Source organism: Streptococcus sp. oral taxon 431 (genome assembly GCF_023115445.1).
Taxonomy (GTDB): Bacteria; Bacillota; Bacilli; order Lactobacillales; family Streptococcaceae; genus Streptococcus.
The window spans coordinates 59,788-85,393 of record NZ_JALDUI010000005.1 but is presented as its reverse complement, the minus strand read 5'-3'; the positions used below and the strand labels follow the sequence as shown (position 1 = coordinate 85,393).

Genomic DNA, 25,606 nt, shown 5'->3' with positions numbered 1-25,606 from the left:
TTGTACCACTTATTTTGTATCCTTCGTTTTCTTGTTTTCAAGAGCTAGTTATAGTTTCAAACTATATAAAAACGATAGCTTCTTAAGAAACTATCGTTTTTCCTGTTGAATAGACTGATTATTTAATGTGTTTAGCTAATTCTTCTTGGGCTTTTTTATTAGATTCTTCTTTTTCTTTCAGCCATTTTTGTCTAGCTTTTTCATACTCATCAGCCGTTACAGTCTTATCTTGCAACTTGAGGTACTTGTATGATTCCACCCCCTTATTTCCAGCTTGTGAGAATGGTGATGAGAATGGAACTGTCTTTCTCAAGGTCGGTGTTCCACCAAGGGAAACGTTTGGAATTGCAAGGGCGCTATCAACGAGCCAAGCTTGAACTTCAGCATATTTTTCATAACGCTTCGCTGGTTCTTGCTCCTTGTTCGCTTCTTCTAACATTTGAGTGTAAGTATCGAGTCCAACTGCCTTAGCCTTGTCATTGACCTCACCTGGTTCTAGACCAATGTTTTGCAACATACCACCGTTATTGACATTTAAGATATCAAGATAACTTGATGGATCCAAGTAGTCAGCACTCCAACCACTATTATAGATGTCAAAGTCTTTTTGAGCTGCGGTTTGAGCGAGGTAGCTAGAGTTATCAAAGTCGTCTGTTGATAATTGTTGGATATCGATAACCACATTCTCAGCCCCTAAGACAGATTCGATGGATTGTTTCAAAGAACTTGCTTCAAGTACACCTTTTTTAGCTGATTGGTCAACTGATACATCCAAGTGGATTGGGAACTGCACACCCTTAGCTTCCAATTCTTTCTTAGCTTCTGCAAACTTAGCCTTAGCCTTGTCAGGATTGTAGTATGGGTCTTGCGCATCTGCAAAGTTGATTCCTTGCCATTCTTGGCCATAGTTGACCATCTTTTCTGAAACAACATCTCCAAAGTCTTTCCCGTTGATACTTACAAATGTAGGAGGTACAACCAGGTTACGAATAATCTTCGTTGCTCCGTCTTCCCCTTGAGATTGAGCTCCATAGGCTGTACGGTTATAAGCATAGTTGAAGGCTTGACGGAAGTTTTTATTCAGAACTGCTTCTTGAGTTGATTTCTTTTCGATATCTGAGGATTTAGACGTGAAGTTATAAGATTTTCTGTCCAAGTTGAAGTTCAAGTAATAAGAAGTTGCGGTTTGCATACTATAAATGATGTTATCTTTGTTCTTCTCTTTAATTCCTTCAAAGCTTGAGCTATTTGGATAGAGACGTGCGTAGCTGTAGACTCCTTCTACAAAGTTACGAGCTAGTGCATCTTGGTCACTACCATCATAATAGGCCAATTTCACATCATCTACAAAGACATTTTTTTCATCCCAGTAGTTGGGATTTTTCTTGAATTCGATAACAGATTTTGAAACAAAGGATTTCATCAAAAAAGGTCCATTGTACAAAATACTAGAAGGATCCACCTTACCAAAATCATCCCCTTTTGATTTCAGGAAATCTGCATTGACAGGGAAGAGAATGGTTGATGTTGTTTTAGAATTCCAATAAGATTCTGGTCGTGTCAAAGTGTACTGAACTGTTTGGTCGTCAATCGCCTTAACACCGACAGTTGAAAAGTCAGTTGTTTTCCCGTTGATATAGTCATCCAAACCTGCTACAGAATCTTGAACCAGGTACAAAGCTTCGGATTTTTTATCAGCAGCATATTTCAAACCAGTTACAAAATCTTGGGCAGTTACTGGAGCATATTCTTCACCTTCAGAGGTATACCACTTAGCATCTTTACGAAGTTTATAAGTGTATGTCAAACCGTCCTGAGAAACACTCCAATCCTCTGCTAAGGATGGAACGTAGTTACCGTATTGGTCATTTTCCATCAACCCATCTACCAAATTGGTAACGATGTCATTGGTTGTTGCACGGTTTTCTGCAAGATAGTTCAAACTAGACGGATCGCTAGGATAGACATAGTTGTATGTTTTAGTTGAACTAGCTGAGTTGCTACAAGCCGCCAATAGTAGAGCGGCACTTAGGGCAAGGCCTGCCAGCGTCAGATATTTTGCCTTAGACTTTTTCATTTCCAGAACCTCCAAATTTAAATATTTGTATCATTATACAGCTATTGTTTTTTTTAGTCAAGCAATTTTATCTATTTTTTACCAAATTATAGATTTTTTTCTACTAATTTTATATTTTATCCTATTTTTTAAATAAAAAATGAACAATTTAAACTTTTTTAGAGTTGAAAGTTCAAATTGTTCATTTTATTTATAAACTATTATGATATTTTCAAGCGTTCTCGCAAATGGTCCGCTTTTGCCTGTCCAATAACCTTATCCAAGAGACGAGTATAGAGACACATGACTCCGTAGAGACCACCACCGATTGTTCCGATTAGAAGAACGTAAAGGAAACTCCAGAAACGACCTGATGGTTGGAAGACAAAGCCAATCATCCATTGTAAGAATCCTACTAGAATAAACATAACTAGAGTCAAAATAGTAACTAAGATTGTTCTCTTCAGAATAATCTTTCGACGTGCACCTGTCACCTCACAGATATCTCGGTACATCAAGACATTTGGAATGATGAGACCAATTGTCGTTGAAATTAAAGGACCATAACTATGGAAAATCGCTATCAATGGTAATTGTAAAACAATCTTAGCAATTGAGCCATAAACAAAATACAAGACTGCTTTACGGTTACGGAACATAGCCTGAAGCATTGGTGACAAGACCATGTACAAACCTAGGATTGTTGACTGCAAGACTGCAAAGACAAACAAGCCCATAGCCAAACTATCTGGCTTACCGTAAAAGACTGTATAGAGAGGTTCACCAACCATGACTACTCCAACAGTTGCTGGAAGTAAGAATAAGAAGAGCATGGTGATACTATCTTGAACGAGACGAGAAGCCGCTGGCAAATCACCCTTGACATAGTTCTCTGTCAAGAGAGGTAGCCCAACGCTACCAATCGAAACTCCAACCGAAATCAAAATCATGGTGATTTTATTAGGATTGGCGGAGAAATAAGAAAACATGACAACCAAGTCTTCATTACTGTAGTTGGTAAACCACTTCATACTATTGATAAAGGTCATTTGGTCCAAGATTTGGAAAAGCTGAATAGCCGAACCAGTCAAGATAAACGGAATTGCTTCCTTAATCGTATCCATTAACAGGTGTTTGCTATCAATCTTATCTCGCGTTTCAAAAACTTTTTGAAGCATCCCTTCTTTAAAAAGGAAATAAAGTAAGACAGCAAAGCTGGCTACCATTCCCACAAAGGCCGCAAAGGTAGACTGGGTGACTGCTGATAGATAATCTTTTGAACCTAGCTTCATGATAATAAAGGTCGCTAAGAGCATCCAGATGACACGGATAACCTGCTCAGCAATTTGGCTCATGGCATAGGGCTTAAGATTATTCATCCCTTGGAAAAATCCACGGATAACACTCATAGATGGGAATATCAAGACAGCCCACGCTAGACTTTGCATAATGGGGATCAAGTCCTTACCGACTCCAGAAAGGTCCGCCAACCAAGGTGCAAAGAGGTATAAAATCAAGGCAAAGGCAAGTCCTAGCACAGTCATAAAGCCTAAGAAGCTCCGAATCAGGGCAAAACTATGCTCTTCCTCATGCATGGTATTGTATTTAGCGACCTGCTTAGCGACCGCTACCGGGATACCTGCTGTTGAAATCAACAAGAACCAGGCGTAGATATTGTAGCCCATGGTGAAGAGGCCATTAGCCTTAGCTGCATAAGTCCCCATCCAGATATACCAAGGGATGATGTAGATAGCCCCGAGCAGGCGACTGATAAAGTTACTAGCCGTTAGCCAGGCAGTCCCTCGTAACATCTGGGCCTGCTGATGATTGTTTTCGTTAGACATAACTTCCTCATTCATTTTTAATCACTAGGAAAAGTTCCTTATCTTCCATTATAAACTTTTCCTTGTTACTTGTAAAATTCAGACTTTCGGTTTACAATAGAAAGTATGATAAAGATTGAAAACGTATTAGATATTTTAAAGAAAGATGATCTCTTCCGTGAGATCATCGACCAAGGACATTACCATTATTATCACAGTGATGTCGTTTTTGATAGCATCTGCTACGATAGCCGAAAAGCTCGAGAAAATAGTCTCTTTTTTGTCAAAGGAGCAGCCTTCAAAAAAGAATTTCTACTTTCGGCAATTGAACAAGGACTTGGTTGGTATGTAGCGGAACAGGACTATGAAGTCGGTATTCCCGTTATTGTCGTTAGCGATATTAAGAAAGCTATGAGTTTGATTGCCATGGAGTTTTATGGCAACCCTCAGGAGAAACTTAAAATCCTTGCTTTCACTGGCACTAAAGGAAAAACTACAGCAGCTTACTTCGCATACAACATCTTAAGTCAACAACATCGTCCAGCTATGTTATCAACCATGAATACAACCTTGGACGGCAAGACTTTCTTTAAATCTGCCCTGACTACTCCTGAGAGTATCGACCTCTTTGACATGATGGCCCAGGCTGTTGATAATGGAAGAACTCACCTTATCATGGAAGTATCCAGTCAAGCCTACTTGGTTAAACGAGTCTACGGACTGACCTTTGATGTCGGTGTCTTCCTCAACATTACTCCTGACCATATTGGTCCTATTGAGCATCCAACCTTTGAAGACTACTTCTACCACAAACGTCTCTTGATGAAAAATAGCCGAGCAGTTGTCATTAATAGCGATATGGACCATTTTTCAGTCTTGAAGGAACAAGTAGAAAATCAAGAACATGACTTCTATGGTAGCCAGTCAAGTAACCAAATCGAAAACTCCAAAGCCTTTAGCTTCTCAGCTACTGGTAAATTAGCTGGCGATTATGATATCCAGTTGATTGGACATTTCAACCAAGAAAATGCAGTCGCTGCCGGACTTGCTTGCCTTCGTCTAGGTGCTAGTCTTGAAGATATCAAAAAAGGGATTGCGACTACTCGCGTCCCTGGACGTATGGAAGTTCTCACTCAGAAAAATGGCGCAAAAGTTTTCATCGACTATGCTCACAATGGTGACAGTCTTAAAAAACTAATCTCAGTTGTTGAAACACATCAAACTGGAAAGATTGCTTTAGTGCTGGGCTCAACTGGAAACAAGGGAGAAAGCCGTCGCAAGGACTTTGGACTTCTCCTCAATCAACATCCTGAAATTCAAGTCTTTCTAACAGCTGATGATCCAAACTACGAAGATCCGATGGCTATTGCAGATGAAATCAGTAGTTATATCCATCATCCTGTAGAAAAGATTGTCGATCGCGAGCAAGCTATCAAGGCTGCTATGTCTGTTACAAGTCAAGAACTGGATGCAGTGATTATCGCTGGTAAGGGAGCTGACTGCTACCAAATCATCAACGGGATAAAGGAAGACTACCCTGGAGATGCAGCTGTTGCAGAACGTTATCTATAATAACTTAAAGAAGGCTAGGAAAATCCCTAGCCTTTATTTTTTTATAAAGATAAAGCGTTCTTTATCAAATTCTACAGCTAACTCGTATTTCCCATCTTCATTTTGAATGATGTAGCCCAATAAAACTAAACTATCGACAAAGATATCTCGACGCTTCTGCATAAGCTCGTCTTTTTTGAGAAATTTAAGCAAAAAGGTTGTCATATACTTGAGAGCATACTCAGGATTGACATCTCCTAAAATAGCATAGAGTGCCTGCTGATCATCGGTCAGTGGATACTGATGTTTTACCTTGTAAAAATAATTAGACAAGGTCATCTTTTCCCTAGCAAAATCCGTATACTCTTCTAGGATAGCTGCATTGGTTTGATTCCGTAATTCCGTCTGAAAATGTTTCCCCAGGATTTCTTGATAGATGGGACTATCATCTCTCACAAAGACTTCTTGGTCTAGTTCAAGAGAATCTGTAGATTCTAGAAATGGGAGATTGAGATAATAGCGTTTATTTTCTCTCAAAATCAAACCCGCTTTAATATATTCCTCCAAATACTTGTCAACTGGAACCTCTGGAAACTGAGCCTTGATTTCGCGGAGGATAACATCATCATGCTTATCAAGATAGTTTACCAAATCTCTAAAGAATGGTTGACGCGTCAAGCGAGATGGATTAAAAATCTGAATCATGAAGATTCCTTTCTTTACAAACTAAAAGTGGTGATGTTGCTAATTGACTCGGGTTAGTGCCAGGCTGATTCAGAGGTACAGGGAGTCCTAGTTCTCTATAATATTCACTCCAGAAATCACTGATTTCCTGTGTATCATCCCCAAACTTCATAGGAATGGTCTCAAAAATAGGTAGAATGTCTGCTACAAACTGGGAACAGTAATAACCATCTCCGTCGGGATAAAAAGAGAAATTGTAGGGAGTCCCTAAAAGGCTCTCTGCCAGCTTTTTGACTTCTTTTTGATCCATTTTTGGATAGAGATAGAGGTCATATACTTTCTCAGCTTCAAAGAAATCTTCAGGGGACTGGGCAAGGACACCGCCTTCCGTAATTGCATGATAGACCTGTCCGTCCAAAAAGATGGCCACATGGCTGTAGTTACCAGTAGATTCCTGGATGGCTTGTCCTATATCCGATTCATCTTTCACAAAGATTAAATCACCATTTTCTAACATGATCTCCTCCTAGCAAAAAAGGAGTCGAAACTCCTTTTTAATAATGGTTTTCCCCATCAATCATTAAGCATTAAAGCTTTCTGTCAATTGAGGCACCACTTGTTTCTTACGTGAAACAGCGCCTGGAAGGAAGGCGTGGTTGTTTTCAAGTTTGAAGTTGAAAGCTGCTTCTACCTTGTCCATGTTGGCACCAAGAGCCAAAATTTCTGAGTTTGAGTTGACGATGTCTGTAATCATCAAGACAAAGTCAGAGTATCCATTTGCTGCATTTGCGGCTTGGATGGCTGCTTCGATTTCAGCTTGGCGTTCCAATACTTCAGCGATATCAACTGTATTCACTTGAGCCACACGGACATTATTTCCGTTGAGTTCAAAAGTTTTGGCATCGATGTCGATCAATTCTTCTGCTGATTTGCTTGCCAAGTTAGTACCAGCTTTGAGCATTGCAAGACCGTATTCTTCCAAGTTAACTCCAGCCAATTCAGCCAATTCAGGCGCAATCACTTTATCAGATGGATGAGTTGTTGGAGATTTCAAAAGAAGGGTATCTGAAATCAAACCTGATAGCATCAAACCTGCAATTTCTTTTGGAACAGCTACACCGTGTTCTTTGAACATACGGTATACGATAGAAGATGCTGATCCAACTGGCTCCAAGCGCATGTAAAGTGGACTTGCAGTTTCAAAGTTAGCTACACGGTGGTGATCCACCACACCGTATACTTCTACTTCAGCAATATCTGATACTGATTGTTGGAATTCATTGTGGTCAGTCAAGATAACTTGGTCTGCACCTTCTGCCTTAGCTGAAGTGATAACACGTGGTGCTTCAACACCAAAATAGTTCAATACAAAAGCTGTTTCTTCATTTGGAGCACCAAGAGCCACCGCTTCTGTATCCAAACCATAAGCTTCTTTTGCAAGATAAGCAAAGGCTACAGATGAACCGATAGCATCCGAATCTGGATTTTGGTGACCAAATACTAGAATCTTAGACATGATAATACCTCGTTTCTTTATTCTCTTTATTGTAGCATTTTTTTCAATTTTTGACAAAAGTAAGAGGAGTCAAAGAACTCCCCTCTACTCTTCAAAATAACTGATTAAATTTTTTTCTTGGTTTTCAGATAAAAATCTTTCCTTCTGCGGCCTCTTCTTACGTTTTAGAAGCGCTTCGGCTGACATGGCTTCTTCTTTACTATCGAAACCTTCTACATAGATAAGTTTTACTGGCAACCGAGCTCGTGTGTACTTGGCTCCCTTACCACTATTGTGAACGGCGATTCTTTTTTTAACATCCGTTGTATAGCCAGTATAGTAGGTACCATCACAACATTCTACCACATACATGTAAGCCTTATGATCCATAGTAAATCTCTTGAATTTCTGGAGTATAGGAACCATCATCATTATGAACAATGAGTGGTGGCAGAACCTTAAAACCACTAGTGGAGCCGTCCTTGATAGCCTCGATCAAAAGCATATTGGCTTCCTTCTCCCGTTTAGGGTAAACAAATTGCAGACGCTTTGGAGCCAAATTGTGTTGTTGAAGCGTTTCTAAAATATCTAACAATCGATCAGGACGATGGACCATGGCTAAACGCCCATTGGATTTGAGAATACTTTGAGCACTACGGCAGATTTCCTTAAGATTGGTCGTAATTTCGTGCCGAGCCAACAAATAGTGCTCACTCTCGTTCAGATTAGAATTTGGGTCCACCTTAAAATAGGGAGGGTTGCATAAAATCAAATCAACCTTACTCCCCTGAATGTAAGCAGACATATTTTTCAAATCATCACAAATGACCTGCATCTGTTCTTCTAAGCCATTTAAACGAACAGATCTTTCAGCCATATCCGCCAATCTTTCCTGGATTTCGACAGACAGGATTTTAGCCTTGGTCCGGCTGCTGGCAAAAAGGCCAACAGCTCCATTACCCGCACAAAAATCCACTATCAAGCCATTTTTAGGAAAGCGAGGAAAGCGTGACAAAAGGACACTATCCACCGAATAGCTGAAAACCTCTCTATTTTGAATAATCTTAATATCTGTAGAAAAGAGCTGGTTGATTCTCTCTCCTGATTTTAATAATTCTTCTACCATACTTCTATTATAACAAACTATATTAACATTTCAAGAGAGAAAAAATCAATTAAGACTTTTTCTTATTTAGATTAGAGATAGCTTCCTTGGTCCAGATAGGCATCATGCGAGCCAAAGGAGCAAATCCGTATTTGACACGGTCACTTGAAAAACGTCTCCGTCTCGGTAATTGATGTTTCTCTTCTTCCAAAGTCCGAATAGAAAGACTTGCTTTCCCTGTATATTCGTCCAAATCGACAACCTGGACTTGAACTTCTTCACCGATTTTCAGTACATCATAGATATTCTCAATAAATCCTGTACGAATTTCAGAAATATGAATCAAGCCTGTGATACCAGTCTCTAACTCCACAAAGGCTCCATAAGACTGAATCCCTGTAATTCGCCCTGTTAGCTTATCACCTATTTTCATCTTAGTCCTCGATTTCAATCGTTTCGATGACGACATCTTCAACTGGCTTGTCCATTGCACCTGTCTCAACTCCTGCGATAGCATCCAGAACTTCATAAGAAGCTTCATCTGCAAGCTGTCCAAAAACTGTGTGACGACGATCAAGGTGAGGAGTTCCACCTTGTTCTGCATAAATCTCCGCAATTGGCTCTGGCCAACCACCACGAGCAATTTCTTTCTTAGAGTATGGCAAGTGTTGATTTTGCACGATAAAGAACTGGCTACCGTTAGTATTTGGTCCAGCATTGGCCATAGAAAGGGCTCCACGGATATTGTAAAGTTCTTCTGAAAATTCGTCTTCAAATGACTCACCATAGATAGATTCGCCACCCATACCAGTACCAGTTGGATCTCCACCTTGAATCATAAAGTCTTTAATAATGCGGTGGAAAATCACACCATCATAGTAACCGTCTTTAGACAGAGCAATAAAGTTGGCAACTGTTTTGGGAGCCTGTTCAGGGAAGAGCTTGATACGCAAGTCTCCATGATTTGTCTTAATAGTCGCAATCGGACCATCTACTGTTTCAATGTCTACTTGTGGCAAATGTAATTCTTTTTCTACCATACCAAATCCTTCTAAGGCATCAAAAATGCCATCCTCTTCTAATGTTTTTGTAATATAATCTGCTTTTTCTTTGATTTTTTCATGAGATATTTCCATGGCAATGCTGACACCTGCATAATCAAAAAGCTCCAAATCGTTCAGTCCATCCCCAAAGACCATGACATTCTCAGGTTTAAGACCTAAATGTTCTACAACTTTTGCTACACCAGCTGCTTTTGAACCTGAAATTGGTACCACATCTGACGAATGTTCATGCCAACGTACCATACGTAAAGTCGATGCCAAAGTATCAGGCAAGATCAAATCATCTCCCCGCTCCTCAAAAGTCCACATCTGATAGATGTCTTCTTTTTCATAAAAATCAGGATCTACATCTAACTCGGGATAAATTGGATCAATGGCCTCACTAATCAACTCGGTTCTAGTAGAGAGTTTAGCAGTATGACTAGCAACTAAACCATAGTCAATCCCAACTTCCTTGGTCCAAGCAATATAGGTTTCAACCTTATCTTTAGAGATTTTGTTACTATCAATCACATTGCCTTTTTTATCCTCAATATAGGCACCATTCAGAGTAACAAAAAAGTCAGGTTTAAGTTCGCGAATTTCTGGCACGACACCGAAAATCCCACGACCAGTCGCAATCCCAGTCAAAATACCTTTTTCACGTAATTGTTGAAATACTGTTGGAATTGAGGTTGGGATAAAACCAGTCTTTGAGTTTCGCAAAGTATCATCAATATCAAAAAAAATAATCTTTATCTTTTTTGCCTTATATCTTAATTTCGCATCCATCTCATTACCTCCTTCAATTCACTCTTTCCATTATACCATAAAGTAGAGAAATCCCACATCCCCAATAAAATCCTTGTCTCTTATCCGAATTCCTTTACTAGATACAAAACCAAATCATCATTATTTTGGCTAGTTGCATTCATTTCCAAGGGTTGATTTCGATACCAGACACCTGTCCCATCTGGAATGTAGCCCCGTCTGATATACAATCTCTGGTCAGGGCCATAGCCTAAGTGCAAACCTACACCAAGAGTGACCTTATTCGAAACAAACTTGACTCGTTTTTCTGCTTCTTCTAGCAGTTGATTCCCAATCCCTTGATTTCGAAAAGGCTCAAACACATTAAAATCTGATAATTCTGGATAGACTTCTGCAAAAGGACCATGTTTAGCAGAGGGCAAAATGGCAATGTAGCCCGCTACAGCACCATCAATCTCTGCAACTAAGACTTCTCTCTCCCCACTTTCCTGTTCCAGAAAATATCTAGCCAAAATTTCCTCTCTTCCAGGCCAACCTTGATTCATAAATCCATGAGATAAGGATTCAATATCAGACTTAATCATATTTCTAATCGTACAATTCATCTTTGACTTACCCACCTTTACTCTTTCTATTACCATTATAGCATGCCAAGGTCAGACTATCTCGTGAAAAAAGACCCAACCGGGTCTTAATTCGCTTTCTTATTTCCGAGCTCATAAAAAAGAGGGCCACTGAACCTGAAAAAAAGACCCAAACGGGTCTGAAAAAGAGGTCTCCCGGACCTCAACTCGCTTTCACATTTCTATGCTCGTGAAAAAAAGACCCGTCGGGGTCTTAATTCGCTTTCTTGTTTTCATGCTCATGAAAAAGAGGTCCACTGGACCTGAAAAAAAGATCCAAACGGGTCTGAAAAAGAGGTCCACCCGGACCTCTTTTTTAATCTTCGTTTACGAAAGGCATCAAAGCCATTACGCGAGCGCGTTTGATAGCTGTTGTTACTTTACGTTGGTTTTTAGCTGAAGTTCCTGTTACACGACGAGGAAGGATTTTCCCACGTTCTGAAACGAAACGGCTAAGAAGCTCAGTATCTTTGTAATCAACATATTCAATTTTGTTTGCTGCGATGTAATCAACTTTTTTACGGCGTTTGAATCCGCCACGACGTTGTTGAGCCATGTTTTTTTCTCCTTTATAGTATTAATTGTCCATTAGAATGGTAAATCATCATCTGAAATATCCAAAGGATTTGTTGTTCCGAATGGATTTTCATCACGTGAAAAGTCAGGTACTGATTGAGTAGGTGCTGAATAGTTTGAACTTGGTGCTGAATAAGCTCCACCAGTATGTCCTTCACGCACACTACGGCTTTCCAACATTTGGAAATTCTCAGCCACGACTTCCGTCACGTAGACACGTTGTCCTTGCTGGTTATCGTAACTACGAGTCTGAATACGGCCTGTCACCCCGATAAGTGAGCCTTTTTTAGCCCAATTAGCTAGATTCTCAGCCTGTTGGCGCCACATAACGACATTGATAAAATCAGCCTCACGTTCGCCATTTTGACTCTTAAATGTACGGTTTACTGCAAGAGTAAAAGTCGCAACTGCTACATTTGATGGGGTATAACGCAACTCAGCGTCACGAGTCATACGCCCTACAAGTACAACATTGTTAATCATAATCTACCTTCTTACGCGTCAGTTTTGACGATCATGTGACGAAGAATGTCAGCGTTGATTTTTGAAAGACGGTCAAACTCTTTAAGAGCTGCATCATCATTTGCTTCAACGTTAACGATGTGGTAAAGTCCTTCGCGGAAATCTTTGATTTCGTATGCAAGACGACGTTTTTCCCATGTTTTTGATTCAACAACAGTTGCACCGTTGTCAGTCAAGATAGAGTCAAAACGTGCTACCAAAGCGTTTTTCGCTTCTTCTTCAATGTTTGGACGAATGATATAAAGAATTTCGTATTTAGCCATTGATATGTTCCTCCTTTTGGTCTAATGACCCCAAGACTTTGCAAGGGGTAAGTGAGGTTTGCTCACAATAAACTATTATACTAGAAAAAATTTTTTTTCGCAAGTAAAAACTGCTTCTATTTTATTTTTTACAGTTTTTTTGCAGAAGTTTGTGTAATTTCTTCAACCTGAATATTCTCAGATTCAAATTTCTGTTTAAAGGTAGCTAGATCAACCGTTCCCTCAATTTGAACTTCGATAACAATCTTACCATCTTTACGTGGAATATTAACAGTATGAGAGATATTAAGATTTTCCTCAACGATTAAAGAAACAATCTTACCAAGTACCCCAACTTCATTTTCTGTGATAAAACGAACACGGATTCCCTCTTCGCCATAACCAGAAATTTCAAGAAATGCTCTGAATACATCACGGTCAGTAATGACACCATAGACTTGTTCATTATCAATAACTGGCAAAATTCCAATTTTATTCTTTAGCATAAGGTAGGTTGCATCTTCCAAACTTGCATAGCCTGAAACAGTGATTACATCCCGAATCATGACATCTTTTACTTTTGTTTTGTTTAGCAAGTAATTCATCTCATAGATTGAAAGACTCGTTGCTTTTGATGGACTGGCTTCAGCAATTGTTCCTTCTGTTACTAGACCAACTAATTTATCATTTTCAATAACAGGAAGACGATGCAAACCTTGCTCGCGCATCAAGTCTGCTGCATGTGCTACAGTCGTATCTGGGCTAATATATACCACCTTACGTGTCATAAAATCTTTAACTGCCATAGGAACTCTCCTTTATGTTTATAGCTTTATTATACACTTTTTAAGAAAATCATTCAAACGCTTTCATCTCTTTTTCAAGATTCTGAAAACTCTGAAATACTATAAAAAGAGCCCTATATTAGGGCCCTCAATCTTATGATTATGCAATTTATTCGACAATCTTTCCCGCAGACTAAAACAATCCACTGGATTTGATGATTGCCAAGCAATCTCTATCTGCCGACTAAAAAGGTCCCTCGGACTAAATGTGGATTGCTGGCGCAATTTTTATCCGCAACCTAAACTAGTCTCCCAGACTAGTTTAGCCACCTAGATATGCTTTTCTGACTTCATCTGATGCGGTGAGTTCTTTTCCTGTTCCTGATAGGACAATTTTTCCTGTTTCAAGAACATAGCCTCGATCTGCGATGGCAAGTGCTTTATTGGCATTTTGCTCGATCAAAAGAACGGTCGTACCTTGTTTTTGAATATCTTGGATGATATCAAAAATTTCTTGGATAAAAATTGGAGCAAGCCCCATTGATGGTTCATCTAAGAGAAGAAGCTTAGGCGTTGACATAAGCGCACGTCCCATAGCAAGCATCTGCTGTTCACCACCTGATAGGGTAGCTGCATCTTGGTTTTTACGTTCTTCCAAACGCGGGAAACGTGAAAATACTTTTTTCAGATTTGCTTGATTTTCTTCACGATTTTTCTTAAGGAAGGCTCCCATTTCCAAGTTTTCCATAACTGTCAAACCAGGGAAGACGTGACGTCCTTCTGGTACTTGAGAAAGTCCTGATGCCACAATTTTTTGTGCGGGCATCTTTTGGATTTCTTGTCCTAAAAATTCAATCCGACCAGAACTTGGACGAACAAGGCCTGATAAGGTACGAAGGATGGTTGTTTTACCAGCACCGTTTGCACCGATAAGGGAAACAACTTCTCCTTCATTTACTTCAAAGCTCACATCACGTACAGCTTGAATCATACCATAGTGTACTGAGAGGTTTTCAACTTTTAACATAGACATTAGGCTTCACCTCCAAGATAAGCTTCGATAACACGTTTATTACTCTTGATTTCATCTGGTGTCCCGTGAGCAATCAAACGACCGTACTCAAGAACATAGATACGCTCCGTAACTTCCATAACCAAGTTCATATCATGTTCAATCAGCATAATAGTAATCTTGAATTCATCCTTGATGCGACGAATCAACTCAGTCAATTCTGCAGTTTCTTGTGGATTCATACCCGCTGCAGGCTCATCCAAGAAAAGGATTTTAGGTTCTGTAGCAAGGGCACGCACAATCTCTAAGCGACGTTGTTGACCATAGGCTAAATTTTTAGCGAGAGTTTCAGCATCTCCATCCAAATCAAAGATTTTTAGTAATTCTAAGGCTTTAGCTTTCAATTCTTTTTCATTCTTATAAAAAGCTGGTAAGCGCAAGAAACTTGCAAAAACATGTTGTTTATGATGATTACTAAATGCAATCAGAACATTGTCTAATACAGTTAAGTCTTTAAAGAGACGAATATTTTGGAAAGTACGTCCTAAACCAAGAGCAGCAATTTTATAGGGCTGCTTGCCATTTAACAAGTGACCATCCAAGGTTACTGTTCCTTCGCTTGGTTCATACACACCTGTCAAGAGGTTGAAGAGAGTTGTTTTACCAGCTCCGTTCGGTCCAATCAAGCCAACAAGTTCACCTTCATTCAATTCAAGAGTTACATCTCCAACAGCCGTTAGACCACCAAAATGCTTGGTTAACTGTTTTACTTCAAGTAATGCCATTAGTTTTGTTCCTCCTTCTTAGTTTTTTTAAAGAAACTAGATAGACTTAATTCCCATGTTCCAAGAAGACCACCTGGTCTGAAAATCATTACAAGTACCAAGGCTAGGGCGTAGATGATCATACGAATACTTGCTACATCCTGTAGAAGCATGTTTAAAATACCAAGAACAATGGCAGCAACAATCGCTCCTGTAATGGATCCCAAACCGCCAAATACAACAATAATCAAGACGTTGATAGAGTTGATAAAACTATAATCTTTAGGCACAACAGAACCGATAAATCCTGCTTGAAGCGAACCTGCAATACTTGCAGTCATCGCTCCGAATACAAAAGCAATAATTTTGATTTTGGTTGTATTTACCCCAACTGATTCAGCAGCGATTTCATCTTCACGAACGGATAAAGTTAGACGACCGATTGGACTACGAAGGAAATTAAGTGTTGCAATTGTTGTAATCACAGCAAAGAAATATACCATTTGCCAGTTAGTAAAGTTTGGAATACCTAGAATACCAGCTGCACCATTAGTTAGTTCACCACCATTAACAATACAGATTCGAATAATCTCAGCAACACCTAGGGTTGCTACTGCAAGATAGTCCCCTTTCAAACGAAGAGTTGGAATCCCAACGACTAAAGCCACTAATCCTGAGATAAGTGCTCCAAGAAGCATAGCTCCAAAGAAGGCTCCATAGGTTGGAGATTTAGAACCAATAATTGCAGCCGCATAGGCACCAATAGCCATAAATCCTGCGTGCCCTAGAGAAAATTGTCCAGAAAAACCTACGATAAGGTTAAGACCAACTGCAAGTATGATGTTAATCCCAATTTGCTCTAAAATTTGAATATAAAAGAGATTGAGCACTCCAGCTGAAACAAGTACGCTGATTAAGCCATAGCCTGCTAATAAAAGGAGCAACCATAAAATATTAACTTTTAAATTTTCTTTCATTGTTTACACCTTCTCTTTCACATTCTTACCGAGGATACCAGCTGGACGTACAATCAAGATTAAGAGCAAGATTCCATACACGATAGCATCACGGAAATCTGACATTCCGAAGGCGGTAGCAAATGTTTCTAAAAGACCAATAACAAAGCCACCCAGAGCCGCACCAGGGATGATTCCGATACCACCTAGAACGGCAGCCACGAATGATTTAATACCTGGAGTCATCCCCATCAATGGTTCAAGAGAGTTATAGTAAAGTGCAATCAAGACACCCGCTGCACCAGCTAGGGCTGAACCCAAAGCGAATGTAAAGCTGATAGTACGGTTTACATTGATTCCCATCAACTGAGCAGCATCACTATCTACAGATACAGCACGCATGGCTTTCCCCATTTTTGTTTTTTGTACAATGAGTTGCAGAAGAACCATCAAAACAAGTGAGACAGTCAAAATCAACAATTGAATATTGGTCAGACTGATTGGACCTAAGTCATAACGCACTGTTTGGATTGCTTGAGGAAAGGCACGTGTGTTGGCTCCGACTAGATAAACCATCCCATACTCAAGTAAGAAGGAAACCCCAATCGCTGTAATCAATACAGAGATACGAGTTGAATGACGTAATGGGCGGTAAGCTAGAAACTCAATGATAACACCAAGAATTGCTGTGCCTGCCATTGATAAAATCAAGGCAACAAAGAAATTTAATTGCAAGGAATTAATCAAAAAATAACCCATGAAAGCACCTATCATATAGATATCACCGTGGGCAAAGTTAATCAGCTTGATAATTCCATAAACCATAGTATAACCTAGGGCTAGCAGCGCATAGACACTACCCAAGATTAAACCATTTACAAGTTGTTGAAGCATATGGTTCACTCTTTCTAATTTATATTTTTAGAATTTTATAAAAAAATAATCCTTTCATAAACACCGAAACAGGGAGTGAGTAGAAGCTCATTCCCCATTTACGATATCTACTAGATTAAGGTTTAACCGACTCAACTGACTCAACTTTACCATCTTTTAAGCCAATCATAAGTGCAGATTTAACCGGATTATGGTCTTTGTCAATAGACATTGTACCAGTAACACCTTCCAAGTCTTTCAACTTCGCAAGGTTGTCTTTCAATTCGACAGAGTTCTTAGCACCTTTAGATGCTTCCGAAATCATGTAAACTGAATCATATGCCAAGGCTGCAAACATTGAAGGTTCTTCGTTGTATTTCGCTTTATAAGCTTCTACGAATTTCTTGGCTTTATCAGTCATTTCACCTTCAGTAGAGAATCCAGTTACGTAGTAGATGTCTGTAGCTGCAGCAGGTGTTGCTTGTTCAACGAATTTAGCATCACTAAATCCATCACCACCGATGATTGGTTGTTTGATTCCCATACCACGTGCTTGGTTTACAATTTTACCAGTTTCAGTGTAGTACCCTGGAAGGACAATGGCATCGAAGTCTTTATCTTTGATTTTTGTAAGTGCGGCTTGGAAATCTGTATCCTTAGATTGGAACGTTTCTGTCGCTACAATTTCACCTTTATAAGATTTCTTGAAGGCTTCAGCAATCCCTTTAGCATAGTCAGATGAGTTATCGTAGTATAGAACGACTTTCTTCGCTTTCAAGTTATCAGTTGTGTATTTAGCAATGATTTGTCCTTGGAAGCTATCGATGAAGGTTGCACGGAAAAGGTAATCTTGACCTTTTGTCAAATCATCTTGAGTTGCTGATGGGGTTACCAATGGTACACCTGCTTTACCAGCATTGGCAACCGCTGCGGCAGTGGCACCTGAAGTTGCAGGTCCTACAAGAGCGTTCACTTTTGATTGGGTAACAAGGTTTGTTGTAACGGTAGCCGCTTCAGCTGTCTCAGATTTGTTATCTTTGTCTACAACTTCGATTTGTTTTCCATCGATACCACCAGCTGCGTTGATTTCATCAACGGCCAATTGAGCACCTTTTTGTTCAGCGCTACCGTAGGCTGCTACTTCACCAGTTTTTTCAAAATTAAAACCGATTTTTAGTTCTTTGTCGATTTCGTTACCAGCAGCGTTTGACGCTCCAGACTTCACTTCTCCGCAGGCTGCAAGAAGTGCTACACTTGCAAGCGCCACAAACGATAGGGCAAATTTTTTCTTCATCTTTTTGTCTCCTTATTTCTTAAATAAATAGCATGTTAAGAATATACCGAATTATCAGAAAATTGTCAACACATTTATCTAAAATTTTACATGATAACGTTTTCGTTATTTCTGTAGAGACTACCAACAAAGGGAGTTTCCAATTCTTGGATATGACATTGTCTCACTTTTTTGACAAATTTCTCTTTTCCTAAACGGCTAACCAGTTCTTCCACTTCTTCTGTTGGAACATAAAGTTGCAGATAACGGTGTTTTTTAGAGTGGTAACAAATATCACCATAATTATCGAGTTTTTTTGCATCACGATTATAGTATAGGTAGATAATCAGACCAGACCGATTCTCTTTTTGAAACATATTACAACTTCCTTCTAACAATCTTCTTACTATTATATCAAAAAAAGCAAACTCAGTCGAGTTTGCTTCAAAAGATTAATTCAAAGAATTATTAGCCATGATTTCATCAATGAAACCATATTCAAGTGTTTCTTGAGCGCTCATCCAGTAATCACGTTCAGCATCTGCATGGATTTGCTCAACTGATTTACCAGAATTATCTGCAAGAATTTGCTCCAAAGACTTACGAGTTTTAAGCAAGTGCTCAGCCGCAATAGCCATATCTGTCTGTTGCGTACCACCACCAGTACCACCCATCGGTTGGTGAATCATGTACTCTGCATTTGGAAGCATGAAGCGTTTGCCCTTAGCACCACTTGATGCGATAATAGTTCCCATTGAGGCAGCCATACCCATAACAATCGTTTGTACGTCTGCTTTGATGAAATTCATAGTATCTACAATTGCCAAACCAGCTGAAACTGATCCACCTGGTGTATTAACATAGAGGTAGATATCTTTAGTGCTGTCTTGAGCATCCAAGAAGAGCAACTGAGCAATAACTGAGTTTGCCATATTGTCTTCAACTGGACCTGTCAGCATGATGATGCGGTCTTTCAAAAGACGAGAGTAGATATCGTAGGAACGTTCCCCACGACTTGTTTGTTCAATTACTACAGGAATCATTGATTTCTCCTTTTAACTTTTATTTTTGTTAGTCACATGACTGAAGTTATGACTATTATAATACCTTGGTCAAAAAAGGTCAAATTTTTGATATATTTTCATATATACTTTTAAATTAAGTGATGAAAATTACTTTTTCCAATTAGAAGGAGAAAAACCTACATACTTAGTTCCCTTGTATTCTAAATGCTCCAATTTCCCAATAACATCCTGCTCATTTTTAGTCACAGTACATCGAAAGCGGATTTCTTTGCCACTTAATAAATCATCTATTTCTTGTTCAGAAAATTCATGATTACACCATTTATGTTTAAAACGAACTTTCTTCCCATTCCAAACACCAACGACATAATGGCCATTATTACTACGTTGCCATTCATCTGATTCATCTAGATAATCATCCATGGCTTCATTAACTAAATCATCGTAAGACTCGGCGATATTCTCTTCTACACCTAAAATCTCTTCCCAATCGATTCCCATGTCAAATTTCTCTATTCTTTATTCTTATTTAGTACCGAACAAGCGGTCTCCTGCGTCACCAAGACCTGGAACGATATAGCCATGTTCGTTCAAACGTTCATCCAAAGCTGCTGTAAAGATTTCTACATCTGGGTGAGCTTCTTGAAGAGCTTTTACACCTTCTGGAGCAGATACAAGGCAGACAAATTTGATGTTTGATGCTCCACGTTTTTTGAGGGAATCAACAGCCAAGATTGCAGAACCACCTGTTGCAAGCATAGGGTCAACCACAAAAATTTGACGTTGGTCGATATCTTCAGGTAATTTTACCAAGTATTCTACTGGTTGAAGAGTTTCTTCGTCACGGTACATACCAATATGTCCAACTTTGGCTGCTGGAACCAAGCTCAATAGCCCATCGACCATCCCAATACCTGCACGCAAGATTGGAACAATTGCCAATTTTTTACCAGCCAATTGTTTTTGAACTGTTTTTGTGATAGGTGTTTCGATTTCAACGTCTTCAAGCGGAAGATCACGAAGTACTTCATATCCCATCAACATAGCAATTTCATCTACTAACTCACGAAAAGCTTTTGTAGAAGTGTCTGTACGACGCAAGATTGACAATTTGTGTTGAATGAGTGGATGATTAATGACTTCAAGTTTTCCCATTTTCTGAATTCCTTCTTTCAATTTATTCTTCTTATTATATCAAAAAATGGTTTAAAAATCCTTCTAAACCATCTTTTTTTTTAATTTTTAAATCAAGTTAGCTTCTTGAAGAGCTGCTTGTACTGTCTCAAGTGGTAAATGGGTCAACTCGGTCCCTTTTTCACGATAGAGATACTGGGCGTAGTCGTCCATACGGTACTGGTTAATATAAACGACACGCTCACATCCTACCTGAAGCAATTGCTTGGTGCAGTTGAGACAAGGAAAATGAGTAACGTAAGCTGTAAATCCTTTTGGAACGCCACGTTCGGCTCCTTGTAAAATAGCATTAACCTCAGCATGAAGAGTGCGGACACAGTGGCCCTCAATCACCAAACAGTCATGGTCAATACAATGCTCCGTTCCTGATACAGAGCCATTATAACCTGTTGAAATAACCTTATTATCCTTGACTAAAACAGCTCCTACCTTGGCGCGTTTACAGGTTGAACGATTGGCAATCAATAAGGCTTGAGCAGCAAAATACTCATCCCAAGCCAGTCTTTTTTCTGTCATAACTTCTCTCCTTCTGATCTATTTTTTGAAAAATGGTAGGCGTAAATCTGCGATTTTTTCAGCAGGAACCTTCATTCCATCCTTGATCCATTTAAGCAAAACTGATACGATGGCAGAACTCCAAAAAGAATGCAGGTAAGAGCTGACTCCTTTTGATTTTCCATAGTATTTTTCTAAAAACTCTTGCATGGCTTGCACAAAGATTTTTTCCAAGTGGTAGTCCAAGGCAAGCTGAATAACCTTGGCTTCTTTTCTGGCTTCACGAAAGAGATGAACCCAAACCAGATAGAGATCTGTTTTGACATCATAATGACTGAGCTGCTCCATGATATTATGGACACTGCGTTTAAAGACGCTTTCTAAAATCTCTTCTTTGGAGTCATAGTTTCGATAAAAGGCGGCACGAGAAACACCAGCTCGTTTTACCAATTCGGAAATGCTAATCTTTGTCAACTCCTTTTTCTCCAAAAGTTGCAAAAGAGCTGTTTCGATAGCTTCTCTGGTCAGTAAATTGGATTCTTTGTTTGATTTTCTGAGATTTTCAAGTGAATTTTCAGAAATTCTTCGTTCGGCCATAACACTTCCTTTCTACTTGTGACAACAGAGTGACGAGACTTTTGTTTTAAGATTTTTCATGATATAATTGTAAAAAAAGACAGAACCTTTGTCAATGTATAAGTGATAAAGATGGAGAATTTCTATGACTTGGAAGATTGTAGCTGACTCTGGTTGTGATTATCGTCAACTGGCAAATCCAGCAATTGATACTGAATTCATCAGTGTTCCCTTAACCATTCAAGTAGCTGATCAAGTCTTTATTGACGATGCTAGTCTTGATATTGACAAAATGATGGAAACCATGTATGCAACTTCTGAAGCTTCAAAATCAGCTTGTCCTAGCCCTGATGATTACTTGCGAGCATTCGAAGGTGCAAACCATATTTTTGTAGTGACCATTACCGGAACTCTTTCTGGTAGTCAAAACAGCGCTCAATTAGCTAAGAATCTCTATCTCGAAGAACATCCTGATACTCAGATTCATGTCATTGATAGTTTATCTGCTGGTGGGGAAGTTGATCTAATCGTAGAGAAAATCAATGATTTGATTGACCAAGGACTTTCTTTTGAAGAAGTGGTTAAAGCTATTACTGCCTACCAAGAAAAAACTAAGTTACTATTCGTCCTCGCTAAGGTTGATAACCTCGTTAAGAATGGTCGCTTGAGTAAGCTAATCGGTACAGTTGTTGGGCTCCTTAATATTCGTATGGTCGGGGAAGCAAGTGAAACTGGAACCTTGGAACTCCTCCAAAAAGCCCGTGGTGCTAAGAAGTCCCTCCAAGCTGCTTATGAAGAGTTAATCAAGGCTGGTTACGCTGGTGGGCGTATCGTCATGGCTCACCGCAGTAATGATAAATTCTGCCAACAACTCTCAGAACTCTTACGTGAAAAATTCCCACAGGCTGAAATTAAGATTATCCCAACCTCTGGGCTCTGCAGTTTTTATGCAGAAGAAGGTGGACTCCTCATGGGATATGAAATTGACTAATAAATCAAACAGGAGATGACTTATCATCTCTTGTTTTTTTATGGTACAATACTTTTATGAAACATTTTGACACTATTGTAATCGGGGGAGGCCCTGCTGGTATGATGGCTACCATTTCCAGTAGCTTTTATGGGCAGAAAACACTTCTCACTGAAAAGAATCGAAAACTCGGAAAAAAATTAGCTGGTACTGGTGGTGGTCGCTGTAACGTGACCAACAATGGAACTCTAGATGACCTATTAGCTGGCATCCCTGGGAATGGTCGCTTTCTATACAGTGTCTTTTCCCAGTTTGATAACCATGATATCATCAACTTTTTTACTGAAAATGGCGTAAAACTCAAGGTCGAAGACCATGGCCGCGTCTTTCCAGCCAGCGACAAATCTCGGACCATTATCGAAGCTTTGGAAAAGAAAATCACTGAGCTAGGTGGGCAAGTTGCCACTCAAACAGAGATTGTTTCTGTTAAAAAGATTGACGACCAGTTTGTCCTCAAGTCAGCAGACCAAGCCTTTACTTGTGATAAACTCATTGTCACAACTGGTGGAAAATCCTATCCTTCTACTGGCTCTACTGGTTTTGGTCACGAAATCGCCCGCCATTTCAAACACACTATTACCGAACTCGAAGCTGCTGAAAGCCCATTGTTGACTGATTTCCCGCATAAGGCCTTGCAGGGAATTTCCCTAGACGATGTGACCCTAAGCTATGGTAAGCACGTCATCACCCATGACCTGCTCTTTACCCACTTTGGTTTGTCAGGTCCTGCTGCACTACGCATGTCTAGCTTTGTCAAGGGTGGGGAAACTCTCTCTCTAGATGTCTTATCACAACTTTCTGAGAGAGAATTAGTCGACTTTTTAGAAGAGAACCGTGAAAAATCCTTGAAAAATGCCTTAAAAACCTTGCTCCCTGAACGCTTGGCAGAATTTTTTGTCCAAGGATATCCTGAAAAAGTCAAACAGCTAACTGAAAAGGAACGCGACCAACTTGTCCAGTCCATCAAGGCTCTTAAAATTCCTGTAACTGGCAAAATGTCATTGGCCAAATCCTTTGTAACTAAAGGTGGCGTTAGTCTCAAGGAAATCAATCCCAAAACACTGGAAAGTAAGATAGTACCTGGACTCCACTTTGCTGGCGAAGTACTAGATATCAATGCCCATACGGGGGGCTTTAACATTACTTCTGCCCTCTGTACTGGCTGGGTGGCAGGCTCAAACTAGAACTATAAATGATATTGTATCTAAAGATATTGGATAAGAAAGGAGCTATTTTGGAACATATTATTTTACTGAGAGGTGTTACACCGAATGGACAAAATGCTATCCCTAAAATGTCTTATCTGGTAGATATCTTGGCAGAGGCTGGTTTCCAACACGTTCGAACTTATATTCAAAGTGGAAATATTATTCTTGAAAGCGACTTAGCCATAGAAGAAATACGAGAACAAGTCCATACTCTAATAAAAGAAAAAATCGGAGCCGACTTGAAAATGGTCATTAAAAATAAGAGTGATTTTACAAAAATTGTCCAAGAAAATCCGTTTGGAGAACATTATCTTTATGACCGTATACATATAATTCTTTTCCAGAATGCTATCCAAAGTCTACCATTTGAAAAATTGGATAGTGACTATGGTGAAGAAGAAATTTGTATCGGCAACCATTGTCTTTACCTCTATCTCCCTAGAACTGCAAAACGAAAAAAGCTTAATACCAACTATCTTGAAAAACTGTTCGGCGTTGATCTGACCATGCGAAAGTTAAACGTGGTAGAAAAATTACTAACAAAATAGGAAAAATAATATGAGCAGAAGAGAATCAGTCGAATTTGTCAACATGTGTATGATTAAAAATGGGGGCAAGGTCCTAGTTCAAGACCGAATTAGCCCTGACTGGCCTGGCATTACTTTTCCTGGTGGTCATGTTGAACGTGGCGAATCCTTTGTCGATGCTGTCATTCGCGAAGTGAAGGAAGAAACTGGTCTGACCATTTCTAAGCCTCAACTCTGTGGTATCAAAGATTGGTATGATGACGAGGACTATCGTTATGTTGTCCACTTTTACAAAACAGAACACTTTACTGGTGAGCTCCAATCTTCAGACGAAGGAAATGTCTGGTGGGAGGATTTTGAAAATCTATCTCATCTAAAATTAGCTACTGAGGATATGTCTGACATGCTTCGTGTTTTTCTCGAAGAGGACCTCAGTGAATTCTTTTACTATAAGGATGGAGAAGACTGGTCTTACCAACTCAAATAACAGTAAATCGGCAGAGAACACTCCGCCGATTTTTATCTTATCTAAGTCTGTGTCTTCCTGCTAAAATCTGTTACTGGTTTTGTCAGCCTTAGCTTGGTCTTTGAGTTTTATCGAGTTTGTTTGCTTACATAGTGAGCAATGACATCTGATGTGTACTGGGCTGTTCCCTGTCCAAACTTATCAATGTTTTCCTTAAACTCTGGATTATAGACATAGCCTTTTCCGATATGACCAAAGACCTCGATAGAGCAGTCAAATCCATAAGTACGGATGGCTTGCAAGAGTTTGCCTGCTTCCTCTTGATTTTCAGATGCTGTTGCAGGTAGATCAGCTTGAAGATTTTGTGCCAAGGCTTGAAAGACTTGGTTGAAGGCAGCCGTAGCTTCGTCTTCGTGACCTTTTTGGCGCTCGAGAGCCTGGTCCATGACTTCTTGACCATACTTATCTACCGCCTCTTGCTGGTATTTTTGATGGTCTTGATAGCTAAATCCAGTGAATTTTTCCTCAATAGTCATTTTTCTTTCTCCTTTTTGTTCTTGAATGGTTTTTTGCAAGGTGGAAATCAAGGTATCCAGATGTTGCCTTTCTCGAGTTAGATAGTCCAACTGCCTAGTCAAATGTGGTAACAAGTCCGTCTTTTCTTCCTTCAATAGCTCTGCTATTTTTTCTAAAGAAAAGCCTAGATACTTGTAATAAAGGATAACCTGAAGTCGTTCTAAATCTTCTTGACTGTAGGTTCGATAGCCATTTTCTGACTTTAACGGAACCAAGAGTCCTATCTTATCATAATGGTAAAGGGTCTTGATAGAGACGCCTGAAAGCTGCGCAGCTTCTTTGATATGGTACATGATTTCCTCCTCACATAAATAGTATATACCCTCCCCTTTGAGGAGAGTCAAGTATTTTATCA

The 25,606-nt window shown here is 39.5% G+C and carries 31 protein-coding genes; 5 read left to right on the top strand and 26 right to left on the bottom strand.

The window, feature by feature from the left end:
* Positions 1–118: 118 nt before the first annotated feature.
* Together M1R56_RS04705 and M1R56_RS04700 are read right to left on the bottom strand one after the other, a co-directional pair.
* Positions 119–2,077, bottom strand: a complete 1,959-nt coding sequence (locus tag M1R56_RS04705) for a peptide ABC transporter substrate-binding protein (RefSeq protein ID WP_248034779.1) — start codon at positions 2,075–2,077, stop codon at positions 119–121.
* 200 nt (positions 2,078–2,277) lie between these two features.
* Positions 2,278–3,900: a polysaccharide biosynthesis protein gene (locus M1R56_RS04700; RefSeq protein ID WP_248034778.1), complete on the bottom strand. Its 1,623-nt coding sequence runs from the start codon at positions 3,898–3,900 to the stop codon at positions 2,278–2,280.
* A gap of 105 nt (positions 3,901–4,005) precedes the next feature.
* On the opposite strand from M1R56_RS04700, the gene M1R56_RS04695 reads away from it, so the two are divergent.
* Complete coding sequence (locus tag M1R56_RS04695) at positions 4,006–5,451, top strand: UDP-N-acetylmuramoyl-L-alanyl-D-glutamate--L-lysine ligase (RefSeq protein WP_248034777.1); 1,446 nt, start codon at positions 4,006–4,008, stop codon at positions 5,449–5,451.
* 33 nt (positions 5,452–5,484) lie between these two features.
* On the opposite strand, the gene M1R56_RS04690 is transcribed toward M1R56_RS04695, so the two are convergent.
* The 23 genes from M1R56_RS04690 to M1R56_RS04580 all read right to left on the bottom strand — a co-directional run bounded on the left by M1R56_RS04690 (position 5,485) and on the right by M1R56_RS04580 (position 21,465).
* Complete coding sequence (locus M1R56_RS04690) at positions 5,485–6,135, bottom strand: DUF1803 domain-containing protein (RefSeq protein WP_248034776.1); 651 nt, start codon at positions 6,133–6,135, stop codon at positions 5,485–5,487.
* Positions 6,119–6,631, bottom strand: coding sequence for a YiiX/YebB-like N1pC/P60 family cysteine hydrolase (locus tag M1R56_RS04685; RefSeq protein ID WP_248034775.1), 513 nt, complete (start codon positions 6,629–6,631; stop codon positions 6,119–6,121). The genes M1R56_RS04690 and M1R56_RS04685 overlap by 17 nt, the downstream gene beginning before the upstream one ends.
* A 63-nt stretch (positions 6,632–6,694) precedes the next feature.
* A complete protein-coding gene (locus tag M1R56_RS04680) occupies positions 6,695–7,630 on the bottom strand; it encodes a manganese-dependent inorganic pyrophosphatase (protein ID WP_248034774.1) in 936 nt (311 codons plus the stop codon).
* An 84-nt stretch (positions 7,631–7,714) separates the two neighbouring features.
* Positions 7,715–7,999: a GIY-YIG nuclease family protein gene (locus M1R56_RS04675; RefSeq protein WP_248034773.1), complete on the bottom strand. Its 285-nt coding sequence runs from the start codon at positions 7,997–7,999 to the stop codon at positions 7,715–7,717.
* Positions 7,989–8,735 (bottom strand): tRNA1(Val) (adenine(37)-N6)-methyltransferase, encoded by a 747-nt coding sequence (locus M1R56_RS04670; RefSeq protein ID WP_248034772.1) that lies wholly within the window; start codon positions 8,733–8,735, stop codon positions 7,989–7,991. Before M1R56_RS04670 ends, M1R56_RS04675 begins: the two co-directional genes overlap by 11 nt.
* Positions 8,736–8,784: 49 nt before the next feature.
* Entirely contained in the window at positions 8,785–9,147 is a 363-nt protein-coding gene (locus tag M1R56_RS04665) for a S1 RNA-binding domain-containing protein (RefSeq protein WP_000689622.1), read from the bottom strand.
* 1 nt (position 9,148) lies between these two features.
* The gene (locus M1R56_RS04660; RefSeq protein ID WP_248034771.1) at positions 9,149–10,549 is read right to left on the bottom strand and encodes a bifunctional Cof-type HAD-IIB family hydrolase/peptidylprolyl isomerase; all 1,401 of its coding nucleotides are present in this window, start codon (positions 10,547–10,549) and stop codon (positions 9,149–9,151) included.
* A gap of 80 nt (positions 10,550–10,629) precedes the next feature.
* Positions 10,630–11,133: a GNAT family N-acetyltransferase gene (locus M1R56_RS04655; RefSeq protein ID WP_248034770.1), complete on the bottom strand. Its 504-nt coding sequence runs from the start codon at positions 11,131–11,133 to the stop codon at positions 10,630–10,632.
* Positions 11,134–11,467: 334 nt separating this feature from the next.
* Positions 11,468–11,707, bottom strand: coding sequence for a 30S ribosomal protein S18 (gene rpsR, locus M1R56_RS04650; RefSeq protein ID WP_000068664.1), 240 nt, complete (start codon positions 11,705–11,707; stop codon positions 11,468–11,470).
* A gap of 32 nt (positions 11,708–11,739) precedes the next feature.
* Positions 11,740–12,210 (bottom strand): single-stranded DNA-binding protein SsbA, encoded by a 471-nt coding sequence (gene ssbA / locus M1R56_RS04645; protein WP_000609604.1) that lies wholly within the window; start codon positions 12,208–12,210, stop codon positions 11,740–11,742.
* 11 nt (positions 12,211–12,221) lie between these two features.
* On the bottom strand, positions 12,222–12,512 hold the full coding sequence (gene rpsF / locus M1R56_RS04640; RefSeq protein ID WP_001151784.1) for a 30S ribosomal protein S6: 291 nt from the start codon (positions 12,510–12,512) through the stop codon (positions 12,222–12,224).
* 128 nt (positions 12,513–12,640) lie between these two features.
* Positions 12,641–13,297, bottom strand: a complete 657-nt coding sequence (locus M1R56_RS04635) for a CBS domain-containing protein (protein ID WP_248034769.1) — start codon at positions 13,295–13,297, stop codon at positions 12,641–12,643.
* A 301-nt stretch (positions 13,298–13,598) separates the two neighbouring features.
* Positions 13,599–14,309 (bottom strand): ABC transporter ATP-binding protein, encoded by a 711-nt coding sequence (locus M1R56_RS04630; RefSeq protein ID WP_075232203.1) that lies wholly within the window; start codon positions 14,307–14,309, stop codon positions 13,599–13,601.
* Positions 14,309–15,073, bottom strand: coding sequence for an ABC transporter ATP-binding protein (locus tag M1R56_RS04625; protein ID WP_075232204.1), 765 nt, complete (start codon positions 15,071–15,073; stop codon positions 14,309–14,311). Before M1R56_RS04625 ends, M1R56_RS04630 begins: the two co-directional genes overlap by 1 nt.
* A complete protein-coding gene (locus M1R56_RS04620; protein WP_075232205.1) occupies positions 15,073–16,029 on the bottom strand; it encodes a branched-chain amino acid ABC transporter permease in 957 nt (318 codons plus the stop codon). Before M1R56_RS04620 ends, M1R56_RS04625 begins: the two co-directional genes overlap by 1 nt.
* Before the next feature lie 3 nt (positions 16,030–16,032).
* Complete coding sequence (locus tag M1R56_RS04615) at positions 16,033–16,902, bottom strand: branched-chain amino acid ABC transporter permease (RefSeq protein ID WP_075232206.1); 870 nt, start codon at positions 16,900–16,902, stop codon at positions 16,033–16,035.
* 115 nt (positions 16,903–17,017) lie between these two features.
* On the bottom strand, positions 17,018–18,175 hold the full coding sequence (locus M1R56_RS04610) for an ABC transporter substrate-binding protein (protein ID WP_075232207.1): 1,158 nt from the start codon (positions 18,173–18,175) through the stop codon (positions 17,018–17,020).
* Positions 18,176–18,261: 86 nt separating this feature from the next.
* A complete protein-coding gene (locus M1R56_RS04605) occupies positions 18,262–18,531 on the bottom strand; it encodes a YlbG family protein (protein ID WP_049549362.1) in 270 nt (89 codons plus the stop codon).
* A gap of 75 nt (positions 18,532–18,606) precedes the next feature.
* Complete coding sequence (gene clpP, locus M1R56_RS04600; protein ID WP_075232208.1) at positions 18,607–19,197, bottom strand: ATP-dependent Clp protease proteolytic subunit ClpP; 591 nt, start codon at positions 19,195–19,197, stop codon at positions 18,607–18,609.
* 129 nt (positions 19,198–19,326) lie between these two features.
* Entirely contained in the window at positions 19,327–19,680 is a 354-nt protein-coding gene (locus M1R56_RS04595) for a DNA topoisomerase I (RefSeq protein ID WP_075232209.1), read from the bottom strand.
* Positions 19,681–19,704: 24 nt separating this feature from the next.
* Positions 19,705–20,334, bottom strand: a complete 630-nt coding sequence (upp, locus tag M1R56_RS04590) for a uracil phosphoribosyltransferase (protein ID WP_000517029.1) — start codon at positions 20,332–20,334, stop codon at positions 19,705–19,707.
* A gap of 87 nt (positions 20,335–20,421) precedes the next feature.
* The gene (locus tag M1R56_RS04585) at positions 20,422–20,889 is read right to left on the bottom strand and encodes a deaminase (protein WP_000136981.1); all 468 of its coding nucleotides are present in this window, start codon (positions 20,887–20,889) and stop codon (positions 20,422–20,424) included.
* Between the two features lie 18 nt (positions 20,890–20,907).
* On the bottom strand, positions 20,908–21,465 hold the full coding sequence (locus tag M1R56_RS04580) for a TetR/AcrR family transcriptional regulator (RefSeq protein ID WP_000840874.1): 558 nt from the start codon (positions 21,463–21,465) through the stop codon (positions 20,908–20,910).
* Positions 21,466–21,589: 124 nt separating this feature from the next.
* Here M1R56_RS04580 and M1R56_RS04575 point away from each other — a divergent pair, with 124 nt between their 5' ends.
* Genes M1R56_RS04575 through M1R56_RS04560 form a run of 4 tightly spaced genes read left to right on the top strand, consistent with a single transcriptional unit; the run spans position 21,590 to position 24,696 of the window.
* Entirely contained in the window at positions 21,590–22,435 is an 846-nt protein-coding gene (locus M1R56_RS04575) for a DegV family protein (protein ID WP_248034768.1), read from the top strand.
* A gap of 56 nt (positions 22,436–22,491) precedes the next feature.
* Positions 22,492–23,658 (top strand): NAD(P)/FAD-dependent oxidoreductase, encoded by a 1,167-nt coding sequence (locus M1R56_RS04570; protein ID WP_248034767.1) that lies wholly within the window; start codon positions 22,492–22,494, stop codon positions 23,656–23,658.
* Positions 23,659–23,708: 50 nt separating this feature from the next.
* Complete coding sequence (locus M1R56_RS04565) at positions 23,709–24,230, top strand: DUF1697 domain-containing protein (protein ID WP_248034766.1); 522 nt, start codon at positions 23,709–23,711, stop codon at positions 24,228–24,230.
* 10 nt (positions 24,231–24,240) lie between these two features.
* Positions 24,241–24,696, top strand: a complete 456-nt coding sequence (locus tag M1R56_RS04560; protein WP_153225292.1) for an 8-oxo-dGTP diphosphatase — start codon at positions 24,241–24,243, stop codon at positions 24,694–24,696.
* A 107-nt stretch (positions 24,697–24,803) separates the two neighbouring features.
* Here M1R56_RS04560 and M1R56_RS04555 read toward each other — a convergent pair whose 3' ends face one another.
* On the bottom strand, positions 24,804–25,544 hold the full coding sequence (locus M1R56_RS04555) for a MerR family transcriptional regulator (RefSeq protein WP_153225293.1): 741 nt from the start codon (positions 25,542–25,544) through the stop codon (positions 24,804–24,806).
* Positions 25,545–25,606 lie beyond the last annotated feature (62 nt).

Bases quoted from the DNA above. Each gene is read 5' to 3' on its own strand.
- M1R56_RS04705 (WP_248034779.1), bottom strand. From the start codon at position 2,077: ATGAAAAAGTCTAAGGCAAAATATCTGACGCTGGCAGGCCTTGCCCTA.
- M1R56_RS04700 (WP_248034778.1), bottom strand. From the start codon at position 3,900: ATGTCTAACGAAAACAATCATCAGCAGGCCCAGATGTTACGAGGGACT.
- M1R56_RS04695 (WP_248034777.1), top strand. From the start codon at position 4,006: ATGATAAAGATTGAAAACGTATTAGATATTTTAAAGAAAGATGATCTC.
- M1R56_RS04690 (WP_248034776.1), bottom strand. From the start codon at position 6,135: ATGATTCAGATTTTTAATCCATCTCGCTTGACGCGTCAACCATTCTTT.
- M1R56_RS04685 (WP_248034775.1), bottom strand. From the start codon at position 6,631: ATGTTAGAAAATGGTGATTTAATCTTTGTGAAAGATGAATCGGATATA.
- M1R56_RS04680 (WP_248034774.1), bottom strand. From the start codon at position 7,630: ATGTCTAAGATTCTAGTATTTGGTCACCAAAATCCAGATTCGGATGCT.
- M1R56_RS04675 (WP_248034773.1), bottom strand. From the start codon at position 7,999: ATGGATCATAAGGCTTACATGTATGTGGTAGAATGTTGTGATGGTACC.
- M1R56_RS04670 (WP_248034772.1), bottom strand. From the start codon at position 8,735: ATGGTAGAAGAATTATTAAAATCAGGAGAGAGAATCAACCAGCTCTTT.
- M1R56_RS04665 (WP_000689622.1), bottom strand. From the start codon at position 9,147: ATGAAAATAGGTGATAAGCTAACAGGGCGAATTACAGGGATTCAGTCT.
- M1R56_RS04660 (WP_248034771.1), bottom strand. From the start codon at position 10,549: ATGGATGCGAAATTAAGATATAAGGCAAAAAAGATAAAGATTATTTTT.
- M1R56_RS04655 (WP_248034770.1), bottom strand. From the start codon at position 11,133: ATGAATTGTACGATTAGAAATATGATTAAGTCTGATATTGAATCCTTA.
- rpsR (WP_000068664.1), bottom strand. From the start codon at position 11,707: ATGGCTCAACAACGTCGTGGCGGATTCAAACGCCGTAAAAAAGTTGAT.
- ssbA (WP_000609604.1), bottom strand. From the start codon at position 12,210: ATGATTAACAATGTTGTACTTGTAGGGCGTATGACTCGTGACGCTGAG.
- rpsF (WP_001151784.1), bottom strand. From the start codon at position 12,512: ATGGCTAAATACGAAATTCTTTATATCATTCGTCCAAACATTGAAGAA.
- M1R56_RS04635 (WP_248034769.1), bottom strand. From the start codon at position 13,297: ATGGCAGTTAAAGATTTTATGACACGTAAGGTGGTATATATTAGCCCA.
- M1R56_RS04630 (WP_075232203.1), bottom strand. From the start codon at position 14,309: ATGTCTATGTTAAAAGTTGAAAACCTCTCAGTACACTATGGTATGATT.
- M1R56_RS04625 (WP_075232204.1), bottom strand. From the start codon at position 15,073: ATGGCATTACTTGAAGTAAAACAGTTAACCAAGCATTTTGGTGGTCTA.
- M1R56_RS04620 (WP_075232205.1), bottom strand. From the start codon at position 16,029: ATGAAAGAAAATTTAAAAGTTAATATTTTATGGTTGCTCCTTTTATTA.
- M1R56_RS04615 (WP_075232206.1), bottom strand. From the start codon at position 16,902: ATGCTTCAACAACTTGTAAATGGTTTAATCTTGGGTAGTGTCTATGCG.
- M1R56_RS04610 (WP_075232207.1), bottom strand. From the start codon at position 18,175: ATGAAGAAAAAATTTGCCCTATCGTTTGTGGCGCTTGCAAGTGTAGCA.
- M1R56_RS04605 (WP_049549362.1), bottom strand. From the start codon at position 18,531: ATGTTTCAAAAAGAGAATCGGTCTGGTCTGATTATCTACCTATACTAT.
- clpP (WP_075232208.1), bottom strand. From the start codon at position 19,197: ATGATTCCTGTAGTAATTGAACAAACAAGTCGTGGGGAACGTTCCTAC.
- M1R56_RS04595 (WP_075232209.1), bottom strand. From the start codon at position 19,680: ATGGGAATCGATTGGGAAGAGATTTTAGGTGTAGAAGAGAATATCGCC.
- upp (WP_000517029.1), bottom strand. From the start codon at position 20,334: ATGGGAAAACTTGAAGTCATTAATCATCCACTCATTCAACACAAATTG.
- M1R56_RS04585 (WP_000136981.1), bottom strand. From the start codon at position 20,889: ATGACAGAAAAAAGACTGGCTTGGGATGAGTATTTTGCTGCTCAAGCC.
- M1R56_RS04580 (WP_000840874.1), bottom strand. From the start codon at position 21,465: ATGGCCGAACGAAGAATTTCTGAAAATTCACTTGAAAATCTCAGAAAA.
- M1R56_RS04575 (WP_248034768.1), top strand. From the start codon at position 21,590: ATGACTTGGAAGATTGTAGCTGACTCTGGTTGTGATTATCGTCAACTG.
- M1R56_RS04570 (WP_248034767.1), top strand. From the start codon at position 22,492: ATGAAACATTTTGACACTATTGTAATCGGGGGAGGCCCTGCTGGTATG.
- M1R56_RS04560 (WP_153225292.1), top strand. From the start codon at position 24,241: ATGAGCAGAAGAGAATCAGTCGAATTTGTCAACATGTGTATGATTAAA.
- M1R56_RS04555 (WP_153225293.1), bottom strand. From the start codon at position 25,544: ATGTACCATATCAAAGAAGCTGCGCAGCTTTCAGGCGTCTCTATCAAG.